The following is a 14,893-nucleotide window of genomic DNA, read 5'->3' as shown; positions in this document are numbered from 1 at the left end:
GACCATCGGCTACGGGGGCACCTCGGCGAAGGGCAAGGGCCAGGTCAAGGTGGGGGTCGAGGTCTCCACCCCGGTCGGCTCGGTCAAGCGCAGCGCCCCGACGTATCCCGGTCGGCGTAACCGTCGTACAAGTGGGTCGTTAAAACGTGCGAAAGTGCAACACACGATCGCATGGGGGGACATCAGTGCCCGCAAGCCCCTACACCCGTGAACTCCTCGCCGAGGCGGCGGCGTCCTCGCGGACGCTCACCGAGGCGATGACGAGACTCGGGCTGGATCCGAAGAGCCCGACCAGGAGCTACCTGCGGGAGCGGATGAGACGTCTGAGCGTGGACACATCGCACTTCGAACGGGAAGGCGGTCGTTGGACACGTCACCTCCTCGCCGAAGCAGTCGCCGCATCGGCCAACATGTACGAGGTGCTGCGCCATCTGGGAGTGGAGCCTGTCGGAGGCCAGCACACGCACATCAGCCGCCGCGTCCGCGGATTCGGCATCGACACCTCGCATTTCGTCACGAGGCCACGTGGCACGGGTCGGCGGTCGCACGACGAGATCCTGGTCAGGCAGGAAGCGGACGCCGCCCGCCGTGTGCACAGTGACCGGCTCAAGCGCGCGATGCTGGCCAAGGGTGTGGCCGAGCGCTGCGCGCTCTGCGGAACCGAGCCCGTCTGGTGCGGCCGTCCACTGCCCTTGGAGGTCGACCACCTCGACGGGAACTGGCGGGACAACCGTCTGGCCAACCTCCGCCTGCTGTGTCCCAACTGCCATGCGACGACGGACACCTACCGGGGCCGGGGGAAACGGCGCCACCGGAGTGTGGCTCAGTGAGCGCCGGGACGCCGTACACCCGCGAGCTGCTCGAGGCGGCAGCGGCACGATGCCACTCCATGAAGGAGGTCGTGGCGTTCCTCGGCAGGAGCCCCTACGGAAAGCTGCACCGCTACCTGGAGAAGCGGTTCGGTGATTTCGGCATCGACATCTCCCATTTCCGCAGCCCCTCTTCCGGCAGAGGCCGCAAGCGCCCTCGCCCCACGCCCGAGGAACTCCACGCGGCAGTGGCGCATTCCGTCTCCGTGGCCGAGACCCTCCGCCGGCTCGGCAGGCCCGACAACACCCGCACCCGCGCACAACTGCGCGCTTGGCTGGCCGCGGACGGACTCGGCACCGACCACTTCCTCGGACAGGCGCACGGCAACAGGAACGGACCCAACGCCAGGAAGCCCGCGGCCGACATCCTCGTCGCCCGTACCGACGGCTACCGCACCAAAGCCGTACTGCTGCGGAGGGCCCTCGCGGAGATCGGCACGCCCTCCCGGTGCGCCCAGTGCGGCACCGGCGACAGCTGGCACGGCAGGCCCATGACGCTGGAAGTGGATCACATCAACGGCGACCGGCTGGACGACCGGGCGGAGAACCTGCGTCTGCTCTGCCCGAACTGCCATGCCGTCACCGACACATGGTGCCGAGGAGGCAGACGCACACCGAGCCGGTAAACCGTATGCGATCCCGCAGCCGCCACCCGTTACCATGGGTGGCGGCTAGCGGCGGTGGCGCAGTGGCGACGCAGCAGACTTAGGATCTGTGGCCCTTGATCGGGCTTGAGGGTTCGAATCCCTTCCGCCGCACCATTCGTGGCCTGCGAATCCAAGGATTGGATGCGCAGGCCACGACCTTAGGCACTCACCCCACCAGTTCCCGCACCACCGGGACCAGGGCCCGGAAGGCCTGGCCGCGGTGGCTGATGGCGTTCTTCTCCTCCGCCGTGAGTTCGGCGCACGTACGGGACTCCCCCAGCGGCTGGAGGATCGGGTCGTAGCCGAAGCCGTTGGTGCCGTGGGGCTCGAAGCGCAGTGTGCCGAGGAGGCGGCCCTCGACGACGCGTTCGGTGCCGTCGGGGAGGGCGAGGGCGGCGGCGCACATGAAGTGGGCGGCGCGGTGGGGGGTGTCGATGTCGGAGAGCTGGGCGAGGAGCAGTTCGAGGTTGGCGCGGTCGTCGCCGTGCTTGCCGGCCCAGCGGGCGGAGAAGATGCCGGGGGCGCCGCCGAGGACGTCGACGCAGAGGCCGGAGTCGTCGGCGACGGCGGGGAGGCCGGTGGCCTGGGCGAGGGCGTGGGCCTTGAGGAGGGCGTTCTCGGCGAAGGTGACGCCGGTCTCGCGGACGTCGGGAATCTCGGGGTAGGCGTCGGCGCCGACGAGCTCCACGCCGAGCCCGGCGTCGGCCAGGATGGCGTGGAGTTCGGCGACCTTGTGGGCGTTGCGGGTGGCGAGGACCAGGCGGGTGTGCGGCATGGTCCGATTATCCCGTCAGCCGGGGGTGCAGACCTTGGAGAGTTCGGAGGCGGCGTCGGCGACGGGGGTGATGTCGGGTACGTCGCCGTTCTCGGCGGCCTTCTGTGCGTTCTCGACGGCCTTCTGGAGGTCGTTGACCGCGGTGTTGACGTCGGCGTTGCCGGTCTTGTCGCCGAGGTCGGCGAGGTCGTCGGCGATCTGGTCGAGGGCGTTGGCGGCGTCCTGGGGGCTGTTGCCCGCGTTGTTCACCGCGTCCTGCAGGTTCTGGACGTCGGTGGCGACCTGCGCGGCGACGTTGGCGCAGTCGAGGGCCTTGTCGACGGCGTCGACGGCGCTGCAGCCGATGAGGGCGGTGGCGCCGAGGGCGGCTGCGGCGGCGAGGGCTGCGAGGCGGCGGGTGCGTGGGTGCATACCTTTAATCACGCACCGCGCCGTCTCCGAGTTCCGTTTCCCAGACGCGTTCTTTGTCAGCTCTTGGCGATCTGTTCGAGGTCGGCGAGGGCGGCGCGCTGCAGGGCGTGGAGTTCGGCGCAGCCGGCGACGGCGAGGTCGAGGAGGCTGTTGAGTTCCTTGCGGTCGAAGGGCTGGCCCTCGGCGGTGCCCTGGACCTCGACGAAGCGGCCGTCGCCGGTGCAGACGACGTTCATGTCGGTCTCGGCGCGGACGTCCTCCTCGTAGCGGAGGTCGAGCATGGGGACGCCGTCGATGATGCCGACGCTGACGGCGCTGACGGTGTCGGTGAGCGGCTGGGCCTTGGCGCGGACGAGTTTGCGGGCGTGCATCCAGTTGACGGCGTCGGCGAGGGCGACGTAGGCGCCGGTGATGGCGGCGGTGCGGGTGCCGCCGTCGGCCTGGAGGACGTCGCAGTCGAGGACGACGGTGTTCTCGCCGAGCGCCTTGTAGTCGATGACGGCGCGCAGGGAGCGGCCGATGAGGCGGGAGATCTCGTGGGTGCGTCCGCCGATCTTGCCGCGGACGGATTCGCGGTCGCCGCGGGTGTTGGTGGCGCGGGGGAGCATGGCGTATTCGGCGGTGACCCAGCCTTCGCCGCTGCCCTTGCGCCAGCGGGGTACGCCCTCGGTGACGGAGGCGGTGCAGAGGACCTTGGTGTCGCCGAAGGAGACCAGGACGGATCCTTCGGCGTGCTTGCTCCAGCCGCGCTGGATGGTGACGGGGCGGAGCTCTTCGGGGGTGCGGCCGTCGATACGAGACATGGCGTCGAGCCTAGTCGTACGGCTGCCGGGGGCCCGTGCCGGTGGGGGAACGGGCCCCTTGCGGGTGAGCGGCGGGTGAGCCGCGGGTGGGGCGTGCGCGGGGCGCGGGTGGCCGGCGGTCAGCGCCGGGTCACATCATGTCCTCGATGTCGGCGGCGATGGGGTCGGCGTCGGTGCCGATGACGACCTGGATCGCGGTGCCCATCTTGACGACGCCGTGTGCTCCGGCGGCCTTGAGCGCGGCCTCGTCGACGAGCGAGGCGTCCTTGACCTCGGTGCGGAGTCGGGTGATGCAGCCCTCGACTTCTTCGATGTTGTCGAGTCCGCCGAGCCCGGCGACGATCTTCTCTGCCTTGCTGGCCATCTGTACTCCTGGTTGGTCTCGGCCGTTCGGTCCGATTTCACACGGTAATGCAGTGTGGGACCGCTTTTGCGGGGATGCATGAGGGGCGCAGCCGTGCCGCAACTGGTCTACACCACATTACCTGCCGGGAGGTAGTCCCATGGGTTCGGACGCCGCCGCAGCCGCTCCGCGTCCGAGCCGGAAGTGGAGCGGCGTCCTGTTCCAGGGGCTGCAGAAGATGGGGCGCAGTCTGCAGCTGCCCATCGCGGTGCTGCCGGCGGCGGGCATCTTGAACCGGCTGGGCCAGGACGACGTCTTCGGCCCGAAGGGCCTCGGCTGGGACAACGTGGCGAGGGTCTTCGACGGCGCGGGCGGGGCGCTGCTGGACGGCTCGCTGGGGCTGCCGCTGCTGTTCGCGGTGGGTGTCGCGATCGGGATGGCGAAGAAGTCGGACGGCTCGACGGCGCTGGCGGCGGTGGCGGGTTTCCTCGTCTACTACGGGGTGCTGCACCAGTTCCCGCAGGACTGCCCGAAGGGGGCGGTCTTCGTGCAGGCGAGCATGATCAGCGGGGCGTGCGTCCCGCCGGGGACGCCGTCGCAGGCGGTTCCGGCGGCGTACCAGAATCCGGGGGTCTTCGGCGGCATCGTGATCGGGCTGCTGACCGCCTTCTTCTGGCAGCGGTACCACCGCACCAGGCTGGTGGACTGGCTCGGCTTCTTCAACGGCCGCCGGCTGGTGCCGATCATCATGGCGTTCGTCGCGATCGTCTTCGCGGTGCTGTCGGTGTGGGTCTGGCCGCCGATCGGCGGCGGTCTGACCTCCTTCAGCCAGTGGCTGACGGATCTGGGCTCGTACGGGTCGGGGATCTTCGGCGTGGCGAACCGGGCGCTGCTGACGGTGGGGCTGCACCAGTTCCTCAATGTCTTCGTGTGGTTCCAGTTCGGCAGTTTCACCACGCCGGACGGCACCGTGGTGCACGGCGACGTCACGCGTTTCCTGGCGGGTGACCCGACGGCGGGGCAGTTCACCTCGGGCTTCTTCCCGATCATGATGTTCGCGCTGCCCGCCGCCGCACTGGCGATCACGCACTGCGCCCGCCCGAGCCGTCGCAAGGAGGTCGGGGGGCTGATGCTGTCGGTGGCGCTGACCTCGTTCGTGACGGGCATCACCGAGCCGATCGAGTATTCGTTCATGTTCATCGCGCCGGCGCTGTACGCGGTGCACGCGGTGCTCACCGGGGTCTCGATGGCGGTGACGTGGGCGCTGGGCGTGCACGACGGCTTCTCGTTCTCGGCGGGGCTGATCGACTACGTCATCAATTGGCACCTGGCGACCAGGCCCTGGCTGATCGTCCCGATCGGGCTGGCCTTCGCGGCGGTGTACTACGCGCTCTTCCGCTTCGTGATCACCAGGTTCGATCTGGCGACGCCGGGGCGCGAGCCGGAGGAGGTCGCGGAGGAGATGGCGCGGGACAACACCAAGGCGTAACGGGGGCGCCACGCTCGGGAGTGTGGTCTAGACCACAGGCGGCGAAGCTTTCCTTGATGCGTTGCTTACATGTTAATACTGGTCTACACCACTCGGTGGTTTAGACCAGGAGGACCCCTCATGACAACCGCCACCGCATCGGCGGCCCCCGCAGCGAAGAAGCGGGGCTCCGGCCTTTTCCAGGGCCTGCAGAAGATCGGCCGCAGCCTGCAGCTGCCGATCGCCGTGCTGCCGGCGGCGGGCCTCATGGTCCGGCTGGGCCAGCCCGACGTCTTCGGCGCCGAGGGGCTCGGCTGGGACAAGGTCGCCCTGGTCTTCGACAAGGCGGGCGGTGCCCTCACCGGCGCGCTGCCGCTGCTCTTCTGCGTGGGCGTGGCCATCGGCTTCGCCAAGAAGGCGGACGGCTCGACGGCGCTGGCGGCCGTCGTCGGATTCCTGGTCTACAGCAAGGTGCTGGAAGCCTTCCCGGTCACCGAGGCCAAGGTCCAGAAGGGCGCGGACATAGCCGCGACCTACAACAATCCCGGCGTACTCGGCGGCATCATCATGGGCCTGCTGTCCGCCGTCCTGTGGCAGCGGTACCACCGCACCAAACTGGTGGACTGGCTCGGCTTCTTCAACGGCCGCCGCCTGGTGCCGATCATCATGGCGTTCGTCGGCATTGTCGTCGGCGTCTTCTTCGGCCTGGTCTGGGAGCCCATCGGCGAGGGCATCGGCAACTTCGGCGAGTGGATGACAGGCCTCGGCGCGACCGGCGCGGGTCTGTTCGGCCTGGTCAACCGCGCGCTGATCCCGATCGGCATGCACCAGTTCGTCAACACGGTGGCCTGGTTCCAGCTGGGTGACTTCACCGACGCCGCCGGCCAGGTCGCGCACGGCGACTACGGCAGGTTCCTCGCAGGCGACCCCAGCGCCGGCATGTATATGTCGGGCTTCTTCCCCATCATGATGTTCGCCCTCCCGGCGGCGGCCCTGGCGATCGCGCACTCCGCCCGCCCCGAGCGCCGCAAGGCCGTACTGGGCATGATGACCTCGCTCGCGCTGACCTCCTTCGTCACGGGTGTCACCGAGCCGATCGAGTTCTCGTTCATGTTCGTCGCCCCGCTGCTGTACGTGGTGCACGCGGTCCTGACTGCCGTGTCCCTGGCCGTCACCTGGGCGCTGGGCGTGCACGCGGGCTTCAACTTCTCGGCCGGCCTGATCGACTACGCCCTCTACTGGCGGCTCGACACGAAGCCCTGGCTGATCATCCCCATCGGCCTGGTGTTCGCCGCGATCTACTACGTGGTCTTCCGCTTCGCGATCACCAGGTTCAACCTCCCCACCCCGGGCCGCGAGCCCGACGAGGAGATCGAGGACCTCACCAAGGCGTAGCTCGACGCGAAGCCCCCGGAACCGCAGGGTTCCGGGGGCTTCGTGCCGTTCGGGGCGGGGCGGGGCGGTCAGATCTCGTAGACCGCGCCCGCCTTCGCCACCTCGACCGGGCCGTCGTAGACCTCGCGGGCGTGCTCGAGGTTGATGCGCGGGTCGGTCCACGGCGGGATGTGGGTGAGCAGGAGCCGGCCGGCCCCGGCGCGGTCCGCGTACTCGCCGGCCTCGCGGCCGTTCAGGTGCAGCCCGGGGATGTCCTCCTTGCCGTGCGTGAAGGAGGCCTCGCACAGGAAGAGGTCGGTGCCCTCGGTGAGCGTCAGCAGCGCGTCGCAGGGCCCGGTGTCACCCGAATAGGTGAGGGCGCGTCCGCCGTGCTCGACACGGAAGCCGTACGCCTCCACGGGGTGGCTGACGACGTCCGCGGTGATGCTGAAGGGGCCGAGCCGGAAGGTGCCGGGTTCGAGGGTGCGGAAGTCGAAGACCTCGCTCATGCACTTCTCGTCGGGCATGTCGCCGTACGCGCTGGCCAGCCGCCGCTCGGTGCCCGCGGGGCCGTAGACCGGGATGGCGTGGGCGGGGCCGCCCTCGTGGCGGTAGTAGCGCGCGACGAAGTACGCGCACATGTCGATGCAGTGGTCGGCGTGCAGATGGCTCAGCAGGATCGCGTCGAGGTCGTACAGACCGCAGTGGCGCTGCAGCTCGCCGAGGGCGCCGTTGCCCATGTCGAGAAGCAGCCGGAAGCCGTCGGCCTCGATGAGGTAGCTCGAGCAGGCCGATTCCGCGGACGGGAACGACCCCGAGCAGCCGACGACGGTGAGCTTCATGTGCAGAAACCTCCGTGGATTGTTCCGGGGGTCTTGCGTTGGCGCGCCACGACGCCCCCGCTCCGCAGGGGGAGGGGGGAGGGGCGGGAGCGACCCGCCATGTGCTCTTGAGCGTAAGGCGCACGGCGTGCGCGTGCTCCTCTGCGGAGCCCCGTTGTGGGCGGAATCACCAGTACGGCGCCCTCGTCGCCGGAACTCCGCCGGGACGGGGGCGCCGCGGGGGCGGTCAGGCCCAGAGCTGGCCGTGCAGGGCGGCGACGGCCGCCTCGGTGGACTCGGCGGTGTAGATGCCGGTCGACAGGTACTTCCAGCCGCCGTCGGCGACCACGAACACGATGTCGGCGCGTTCTCCGGCGCGTTCGGCCTTGCGGGCCACGCCGAGGGCGGCGTGCAGGGCGGCTCCGGTGGAGACGCCGGCGAAGATGCCCTCCTGCCGCAGCAGTTCGCGGGTGCGGCGGACGGCGTCCTCGGAGCCGACGGAGAAGCGGGTGGTGAGGACGGACTCGTCGTAGAGCTCGGGGATGAAGCCCTCGTCGAGGTTGCGCAGTCCGTAGACGAGGTCGTCGTAGCGGGGCTCGGCGGCGACGATCTGCACGCCGGGGACCTTCTCGCGCAGGTAGCGGCCGACGCCCATGAGGGTGCCGGTGGTGCCGAGGCCGGCGACGAAGTGGGTGACGGTGGGCAGGTCGGCGAGGATCTCGGGGCCGGTGCCGGCGTAGTGGGCGCCGGCGTTGTCCGGGTTGCCGTACTGGTACAGCATCACCCAGTCGGGGTGCTCGGCGGCCAGTTCCTTGGCGACGCGGACGGCGGTGTTGGAGCCGCCGGCGGACGGGGAGGGGATGATCTCGGCGCCCCACATCGCGAGCAGCTCGCGCCGCTCGGAGGAGGTGTTCTCGGGCATGACGCAGACCATGCGGTAGCCCTTGAGCCTGGCGGCCATGGCGAGCGAGATGCCGGTGTTGCCGGAGGTGGGCTCGAGGATCGTGCAGCCGGGGGTGAGCCGTCCGGCGCGTTCGGCCTGCTCGATCATGTGCAGGGCCGGGCGGTCCTTGACGGAGCCGGTGGGGTTGCGGTCCTCCAGTTTGGCCCAGACGGAGACCTCGGTGGAGGGGGACAGGCGCGGCAGCCGTACCAGCGGGGTGTTGCCGACGGCTGCCAGCGGGCTGTCGTACCGCATCAGCGCATGCCACCGGCGACGGCGGGGAGGATCGTCACGCTGTCGCCGTCGGTGAGCTTGGTGGAGATGCCGTCGAGGAAACGGACGTCCTCGTCGTTGAGGTAGACGTTGACGAAGCGCCGCAGTTCGCCCGCGTCGACGATGCGCTCGCGGATGCCGGTGTGGCGGGTGTCGAGGTCGGCGAGGAGTTCGTCGAGGGTGCTGCCGCTGCCTTCGACGGCCTTGGCGCCGTCGGTGTAGGTGCGGAGGATGGTCGGGATGCGGACCTCGATGGCCATGCGTCGGCTCCAGTGGGTGCGTGAGGACGGCGGGTAAGGCGGGGGGATGGCGCGGGCGGACGTGCTCAGGCGCACGGACATGCCGCGCTGGCGAGGCGGCACAGGTCGACGTGCAGCCGCGCCACGAGCAGTGTGCCCGGCGCCTTGTCGCTCACGTCGTGGGGAACCATGGGTTCATCGTATCGATTCCCCCGGGGACCCAGAGAAGGTCGTCCCATGATGCGGACCCGGGTGTCTCAGACGGTGGGGTCGACGATCTCGACGGGCTCTTCGGTGACCTCGCCGTCCACGATCCGGTACGAGCGGAACTGGAAGGGCCCGGCGTCGTCGGTGTCGGCGGTGGAGATCAGCACGTAGTGGGCGCCGGGCTCGTTGGCGTAGCCGATGTCGGTGCGCGACGGGTAGGCCTCGGTCGCGGTGTGCGAGTGGTAGATGACCACCGGCTCCTCGTCGCGGTCGTCGAGTTCCCGGTAAAGCTTGAGCAGGTCGGTGGAGTCGAACTCGTAGAACGTGGGCGAGCGGGCCGCGTTGAGCATCGGGATGTGCCGCTCGGGCCGGTCGGTGCCGGCGGGGCCGGCGATCACGCCGCAGGCCTCGTCGGGGTGGTCGGCGCGGGCGTGGGCGACGAGTGCGTCGTGCAGGGCACGGGTGAGGGTCAGCATGGTCGTCAGGATAGGCAGACGGCCCCCGGATCCCGTCCGGGGGCCGTCTGGTGGGACGCGCGGCTACTGCTGGGCGACGGCCAGGGGGGACTCGCCGCGGGCGCGCCGCTTGACGACGAGGTAGCCGATGCCGAGCAGCGCCGACCAGACGAGCCACACGAAGAGCCCGAGGCGGGTGTCGGCGTCGGTCGCCATGAGGACGACGACGAAGAGCAGCGCGACGATGGCGATCCAGTTGGTGACCGGGGCGCCGGGCATGCGGAAGTCGGAGGCGGGCAGCAGCCCGGCGCGGACCTTGGCGCGGTAGCGCAGGTGGGCGGCGAGGATCGTGATCCAGGTCCACAGGCCGGCGCAGGTGGCGACCGAGGTGATGTAGACGAAGGCCTTGTCCGGGGAGACGATGTTGACGATCACTCCGATGCCCATGACGAGGGTGGACATGACGAGCGCGGGCAGCGGCAGTTGCCGGTTGCTGAGGTTCGCCACGGCCTTGGGCGCCTCGCCGTTGACGGCCAGGCCGCGCAGCATGCGGCCGGTGGAGTAGATGCCGGAGTTGCAGGAGGACAGGGCCGCGGTGAGGACCACGAAGTTCATGATCCCGGCCGCGCCGGGGATGCCGACCTGGGCGAACACCTGGACGAAGGGGCTGACGCCCGGGGTGTACTTGGTCCAGGAGAAGACCGACAGCAGGATGATCAGCGTGCCGACGTAGAAGACGCCGATGCGGACCGGGAGGGTGTTGATCGCCTTGCGCAGGGTCTGCTTGGGGTTCTCGGCCTCGCCGGCGGTGGTGCCGACCAGTTCGACGCCGAGGTAGGCGAAAATCACGCCCTGCATGGCGAGCATGGCCTGCCAGGCGCCGCTGGGGGCGAAGCCGCCGTCGGCCCAGAGGTGGGTGACCGACGCGGTGTCGCCGGCGGAGGAGAAGCCGAAGGTCAGGATGCCGACGCCGATGACGATCATGGCGACGATCGCGGTGACCTTGATCGTGGAGAACCAGAACTCCAGCTCGCCGAAGATCTTGACCGAGACGAGGTTGGCGACGAAGAGCACCACGAGGGCGACCGCGGCGGTGGACCAGACCGGGATCGACGGCCACCAGAAGTTGATGTAGGCGCCCGCGACGGTGACCTCGGACATGCAGGCGGTGACCCACAGGGCCCAGTACGACCAGCCCGTGGCGAAGCCGGCGAACGGCCCGAAGAACTCGCGGGCGTAGTCGGCGAAGCTGCCGGAGGTGGGGCGGTAGGTGAGGAGCTCGCCGAGGGCCCGCATGATGAAGAAGATCACGATGCCGGCGGCTGCGTAGCAGGCGATGAGGCTGGGCCCGATGGCGGCGATGCCCTTGCTGGACCCGTAGAACAGGCCGGTGCCGATGGCGCCGCCGATGGCGATCATCTGGACCTGGCGGGCGCCGAGTCCGCGCTTGTAGCCCTCCTCCGGCGCGGTCCCCGTGGCGCCGCCGCCCGATTCGTACTGCTCGACCTGCGTCGAGGTCATGGTGCTGTGCCTTTCTCCATGCCCGTCCGGCCGTACTGGCCGGGGCCGGGCTCCGGTCCCCCCGGATGGTGGAGGTGCACGCCGGGATCAGCCGGCCACGCGACCGACCGCGACAGGGGTGGCGTCACGGCCGGTGGTCGAGGATTCGTATCACGGGGTGTGCGCCGGGCACGCAGCGCAAATGTGGCATACCGCACAGGAAGAAGTGGACAAAAGGTGCGCCGAACGGGAATGCGGTCGTGTGGGGTGACGTGATCGTTATCCCGAATTGAGCGTCCTCTGAGCGTCGCGTCGGCGACCGGACGCCTCCCGGATCAGGGCATGAGGGTCTCGACGAGGCTCTCCTGGAGTGCCCCGAGCCAGAGGTAGGCCATGACGAGCGGCTTGCGCGGATCGGAGTCCGGCAGGCGGTAGAGCTCGTTGTCCTCGTCCTCGGTGATCTCCAGCCGGGTCCCCATGGTCAGCCGCAGGTCGTTGAGGGTGCCGAGCCACCGGCGCGCCTGCTCCGCGTCGAGGGTGAGCACCGCTCCCCCGTCGCCGCCGGCGGTCAGGGCGTCGAGGCTGCGGACGACGGCGAGCGCGTCGCCGCGCTTGCGGGTGCGCAGGTCGTTCTCGGTGTAGCGGCGGAACTCCGAGGAGTCCGCCTTCTCCTCGTAGGCGTCGGGGAAGAGCCGGGCGAGCGCCGGGTCCTGCGGGGGCTCGGTGGGGCCCTCCGCGAACAGTTCGGCGAACGGGTCGGCCGGTTCGGCCCCGTCGGCGTCTGCGGGGCCGATCAGCTCAAGGAGCTGTACGGCCAGGCTGCGCAGGATGGAGATCTCGACCTCGTCGAGGGCGACGGCGGCGCCGCCTCCGGCAGCGGTCTCGAAGTACCCGGGCATGTCAGTATCAGCCGTCCCTCAGGGGCTCGGTGGTCTCGGTGGTCTGGGTGGTCTCGGCGATCCCGTCCCGCGGGCTCAGCGGTCCTGCGTCAGGGTGGCCCACAGCCCGTAGCCGTGCATCGCCTGCACGTCGCGCTCCATCTCCTCGCGCGAGCCGCTGGACACCGCGGCCCGGCCCTTGTGGTGCACGTCGAGCATGAGCTTGGTGGCCTTGTCCTTCGGGTAGCCGAAGTAGGCCTGGAAGACGTAGGTCACGTAGCTCATCAGATTGACCGGGTCGTTGTGGACGAGGGTCACCCAGGGAACGTCCGGGGACGGCACCTCGAAAGGGGCCTCGGTCGACTCGGTCCGTTCGATCTCTGCGGGGGCGACACTCACGAGACCCATGCTGTCACCACACCCTGCCGACAGCGAAACCGGCCTCCCGAGAAATCGTCACTCTGACGAGATTTGGGGGTAGCATCCTCGGCATGAGCACTGCAGACCTGGGGCTGCCCGTCACGGTCCCCTCCACCGCGCTGTTCACCGACCGGTACGAGCTGACGATGCTGCAGGCCGCGCTGCGCAGCGGCGCCGCCCACCGGCGTTCGGTGTTCGAGGTGTTCACCCGGCGGCTGCCCGAGGGGCGCAGGTACGGGGTGGTGGGCGGCACCGGACGGGTGCTGGACGCCGTGGAGAACTTCCGCTTCGACGACGCCGTCCTCGGCTTCCTGGAACGGGAGCGGGTCGTGGACGCGCCCACCCTGGAATGGCTGGCCGGCTACCGCTTCCGCGGCGACGTCCTGGGGTATCTCGAGGGCGAGGTGTACTTCCCCGGCTCGCCGATCCTGCGGGTGGAGGGCACCTTCGCCGAGGCGGTGGTGCTGGAGACGGTCGTGCTGTCGATCCTCAACCACGACTCGGCGATCGCCGCCGCCGCGTCCCGGATGGCCGTGGCCGCCGCCGGCCGGCCGCTGATGGAGATGGGCGCCCGCCGCACCCACGAGCTGGCGGCGGTGGCGGCCTCGCGTGCCGCCTACGTCGGAGGCTTCGCCTCCTCCAGCAACCTGGCCGCCGGGTTCCGCTACGGCCTGCCGACCATCGGCACCAGCGCGCACGCCTTCACCCTGCTCCACGACGACGAGCGGGACGCCTTCACCGCCCAGGTGGAGTCGCTCGGCCGGGGCACCACCTTGCTGGTCGACACCTTCGACGTGGCCACCGCCGTGCGGGCTGCCGTGGAGATCGCCGGGCCCGAGCTCGGGGCGGTGCGCATCGACTCCGGCGACCTGCTGCTGCTCGCGCACCGGGTGCGGCAGCAGCTCGACGACCTCGGGGCGAAGAACACCCGGATCGTGGTCACCTCGGACCTGGACGAGTACGCGATCGCCTCGCTGGCCGCGGCACCGGTCGACGCCTACGGGGTCGGCACCTCGCTGGTGACCGGCAGCGGGCATCCGACCTGCTCGATGGTGTACAAGCTGGTGGCCCGCGCGGCCTCCGACGACCCGGAGGCGCCGCTGGTGCCGGTCGCCAAGAAGTCGATGGGCGGCAAGACCAGCATCGGCGGGCGCAAGTGGGCGGCCCGCCGGCTGGACGCCGACGGGGTCGCCGAGGCCGAGGTGATCGGCACCGGCCCCGTCCCCGGACCGCTGGCGGACCGGCAGCTGCTGGTGCCGCTGGTGCTGGGCGGCGAGACCGTGCACCGGGAGCCGCTCGACGCCGCGCGCACCCGGCACATCGAGGCGCGCGCCGCGCTGCCGCTGTCCGCGACCCAGCTGTCGCGCGGCGAGCCGGTGCTGCCGACGGAGTACATCACGCACTGACCCGCCCTGCCGCGGCAGGGCCCCGGCTCATTACAGTCGAGAAGCGACAGCGAGGGGAAAGGACCGACCACCATGCACCGCGCACTGATCGTCGTGGACGTGCAGAACGACTTCTGCGAGGGCGGCAGCCTGGCGGTCGCCGGCGGCGCCGAGGTCGCCGCAGCCATCACCGACCTCATCGGGGACGCCACGGCCGGCTACCGGCACGTCGTGGCCACCCGCGACCACCACGTCTCCCCCGGAGACCACTTCTCCGAACGCCCCGACTACGTCCACACCTGGCCGGTGCACTGCGTGGCCGGCACCGAGGGCGTCGGTTTCCACCCCAACTTCGCGCCGGCGGTCGCCTCGGGCGCGGTCGAGGCGGTCTTCGACAAGGGCGCCTACTCGGGCGCCTACAGCGGCTTCGAGGGCGCCGACGAGAACGGCACCGGGCTGACCCGGTGGCTGCGCGAGCGCGGGGTGGCGGAGGTCGACGTCGTCGGGATCGCCACCGACCACTGCGTACGGGCGACCGCGCTGGACGCCGTGCGCGAGGGCTTCCGCACCCGGGTCCTGCTGGACCTGACGGCAGGGGTGATGGCGGAGACGACCGAGCGGGCGATACGGGAACTGCGCGCGGCCGGCGCCGAGGTGTCCGGGAAGCCGGTGGTCGGCGGCCGGGACTGACGGCCGCGGCCCGCGGTGGGGACCCGGCGGACGCTCAGCGGCGGACCGTCGGCCCCAGCAGCGCCGCGATGGACTGCCAGGCGGCGGCGGGCGGGGCGGGGATGCGGCGCCAGACCAGGCCGTCGGGATGGTGGAGGACGGCGTTGATCTCGTCGGCCGTGGGGGGCTCCATGTTGCCGACCAGACGGACGGTGCGGAACCCCAGGTTGCGCAGGCGGGTCAGCGCACGCTGGCGGTTGACCGCGACCACGAGCACCCTTATGTGCTCGTCCGGGGCCCCGCCGGGCCAGGGCAACCGCAGCGCCACGACGACGTCGCCGCTCGGGAGCCTGGTGAAACCGCCGCTGGCCATACGGACATGGTGAGCGGATCGGCCCCCGTCCACCAGGGGA

General features: G+C 70.4%; 19 protein-coding genes, 1 tRNA gene and 1 pseudogene. 8 read left to right on the top strand and 13 right to left on the bottom strand.

Features of this window, described 5'->3' with window-relative positions; translation table 11 throughout:
* From AB0F62_RS16790 to AB0F62_RS16775, 4 genes and pseudogenes are all read left to right on the top strand, one after another.
* A pseudogene (locus AB0F62_RS16790) lies at positions 1-211 on the top strand (hypothetical protein); the annotation flags it as partial.
* Positions 186-830, top strand: a complete 645-nt coding sequence (locus tag AB0F62_RS16785) for an HNH endonuclease signature motif containing protein (protein ID WP_361798536.1) — start codon at positions 186-188, stop codon at positions 828-830. The pseudogene AB0F62_RS16790 and the gene AB0F62_RS16785, both read left to right, overlap by 26 nt.
* The gene (locus AB0F62_RS16780; protein WP_361798533.1) at positions 827-1,495 is read left to right on the top strand and encodes an HNH endonuclease signature motif containing protein; all 669 of its coding nucleotides are present in this window, start codon (positions 827-829) and stop codon (positions 1,493-1,495) included. Before AB0F62_RS16785 ends, AB0F62_RS16780 begins: the two co-directional genes overlap by 4 nt.
* 48 nt (positions 1,496-1,543) lie before the next feature.
* Positions 1,544-1,630 (top strand) — tRNA-Leu (locus AB0F62_RS16775).
* A gap of 52 nt (positions 1,631-1,682) precedes the next feature.
* Here AB0F62_RS16775 and rdgB read toward each other — a convergent pair.
* From rdgB to AB0F62_RS16755, 4 genes are all read right to left on the bottom strand, one after another.
* Positions 1,683-2,291: an RdgB/HAM1 family non-canonical purine NTP pyrophosphatase gene (gene rdgB / locus AB0F62_RS16770; protein WP_361798530.1), complete on the bottom strand. Its 609-nt coding sequence runs from the start codon at positions 2,289-2,291 to the stop codon at positions 1,683-1,685.
* Positions 2,292-2,306: 15 nt separating this feature from the next.
* Positions 2,307-2,702, bottom strand: coding sequence for a hypothetical protein (locus tag AB0F62_RS16765; protein ID WP_361798527.1), 396 nt, complete (start codon positions 2,700-2,702; stop codon positions 2,307-2,309).
* Between the two features lie 56 nt (positions 2,703-2,758).
* Positions 2,759-3,505, bottom strand: a complete 747-nt coding sequence (gene rph, locus AB0F62_RS16760) for a ribonuclease PH (protein WP_361798524.1) — start codon at positions 3,503-3,505, stop codon at positions 2,759-2,761.
* Between the two features lie 130 nt (positions 3,506-3,635).
* Positions 3,636-3,869, bottom strand: coding sequence for a PTS glucose/sucrose transporter subunit IIB (locus AB0F62_RS16755; RefSeq protein WP_018564026.1), 234 nt, complete (start codon positions 3,867-3,869; stop codon positions 3,636-3,638).
* A gap of 139 nt (positions 3,870-4,008) precedes the next feature.
* Here AB0F62_RS16755 and AB0F62_RS16750 point away from each other — a divergent pair, with 139 nt between their 5' ends.
* Together AB0F62_RS16750 and AB0F62_RS16745 are read left to right on the top strand one after the other, a co-directional pair.
* Complete coding sequence (locus AB0F62_RS16750; protein ID WP_361798520.1) at positions 4,009-5,337, top strand: PTS transporter subunit EIIC; 1,329 nt, start codon at positions 4,009-4,011, stop codon at positions 5,335-5,337.
* Positions 5,338-5,457: 120 nt separating this feature from the next.
* Complete coding sequence (locus AB0F62_RS16745; RefSeq protein ID WP_361798517.1) at positions 5,458-6,711, top strand: PTS transporter subunit EIIC; 1,254 nt, start codon at positions 5,458-5,460, stop codon at positions 6,709-6,711.
* A 68-nt stretch (positions 6,712-6,779) separates the two neighbouring features.
* On the opposite strand, the gene AB0F62_RS16740 is transcribed toward AB0F62_RS16745, so the two are convergent.
* The 8 genes from AB0F62_RS16740 to clpS all read right to left on the bottom strand — a co-directional run bounded on the left by AB0F62_RS16740 (position 6,780) and on the right by clpS (position 12,414).
* On the bottom strand, positions 6,780-7,532 hold the full coding sequence (locus AB0F62_RS16740; RefSeq protein ID WP_361798514.1) for an MBL fold metallo-hydrolase: 753 nt from the start codon (positions 7,530-7,532) through the stop codon (positions 6,780-6,782).
* A 226-nt stretch (positions 7,533-7,758) separates the two neighbouring features.
* Positions 7,759-8,709 (bottom strand): cysteine synthase, encoded by a 951-nt coding sequence (locus AB0F62_RS16735; RefSeq protein ID WP_361798512.1) that lies wholly within the window; start codon positions 8,707-8,709, stop codon positions 7,759-7,761.
* Positions 8,709-8,987: a MoaD/ThiS family protein gene (locus tag AB0F62_RS16730; protein WP_361798509.1), complete on the bottom strand. Its 279-nt coding sequence runs from the start codon at positions 8,985-8,987 to the stop codon at positions 8,709-8,711. Before AB0F62_RS16730 ends, AB0F62_RS16735 begins: the two co-directional genes overlap by 1 nt.
* A gap of 65 nt (positions 8,988-9,052) precedes the next feature.
* Positions 9,053-9,157 (bottom strand): putative leader peptide, encoded by a 105-nt coding sequence (locus AB0F62_RS16725; protein ID WP_361798506.1) that lies wholly within the window; start codon positions 9,155-9,157, stop codon positions 9,053-9,055.
* A gap of 66 nt (positions 9,158-9,223) precedes the next feature.
* The gene (locus AB0F62_RS16720) at positions 9,224-9,649 is read right to left on the bottom strand and encodes a M67 family metallopeptidase (RefSeq protein WP_361798503.1); all 426 of its coding nucleotides are present in this window, start codon (positions 9,647-9,649) and stop codon (positions 9,224-9,226) included.
* Between the two features lie 63 nt (positions 9,650-9,712).
* Entirely contained in the window at positions 9,713-11,149 is a 1,437-nt protein-coding gene (locus tag AB0F62_RS16715) for an amino acid permease (protein WP_361798500.1), read from the bottom strand.
* 314 nt (positions 11,150-11,463) lie between these two features.
* The gene (locus tag AB0F62_RS16710; RefSeq protein ID WP_361798497.1) at positions 11,464-12,027 is read right to left on the bottom strand and encodes a DUF2017 domain-containing protein; all 564 of its coding nucleotides are present in this window, start codon (positions 12,025-12,027) and stop codon (positions 11,464-11,466) included.
* A 75-nt stretch (positions 12,028-12,102) separates the two neighbouring features.
* Positions 12,103-12,414 carry an ATP-dependent Clp protease adapter ClpS gene (gene clpS / locus AB0F62_RS16705; protein ID WP_361798494.1) on the bottom strand — a complete coding sequence of 104 codons (312 nt, stop codon included), beginning with the start codon at positions 12,412-12,414 and terminating at the stop codon, positions 12,103-12,105.
* Between the two features lie 83 nt (positions 12,415-12,497).
* Here clpS and AB0F62_RS16700 point away from each other — a divergent pair, with 83 nt between their 5' ends.
* Together AB0F62_RS16700 and AB0F62_RS16695 are read left to right on the top strand one after the other, a co-directional pair.
* Complete coding sequence (locus AB0F62_RS16700) at positions 12,498-13,832, top strand: nicotinate phosphoribosyltransferase (protein ID WP_361798491.1); 1,335 nt, start codon at positions 12,498-12,500, stop codon at positions 13,830-13,832.
* Between the two features lie 72 nt (positions 13,833-13,904).
* A complete protein-coding gene (locus AB0F62_RS16695; protein WP_361798488.1) occupies positions 13,905-14,501 on the top strand; it encodes an isochorismatase family protein in 597 nt (198 codons plus the stop codon).
* 34 nt (positions 14,502-14,535) lie between these two features.
* On the opposite strand, the gene AB0F62_RS16690 is transcribed toward AB0F62_RS16695, so the two are convergent.
* Complete coding sequence (locus tag AB0F62_RS16690) at positions 14,536-14,853, bottom strand: hypothetical protein (protein ID WP_361798485.1); 318 nt, start codon at positions 14,851-14,853, stop codon at positions 14,536-14,538.
* Positions 14,854-14,893 lie beyond the last annotated feature (40 nt).

The sequence above is a fragment of the Streptomyces sp. NPDC026673 genome (genome assembly GCF_040638135.1).
Lineage (GTDB): Bacteria > Actinomycetota > Actinomycetes > Streptomycetales > Streptomycetaceae > Actinacidiphila.
This window is presented reverse-complemented; position numbering and strand designations above follow the sequence as displayed.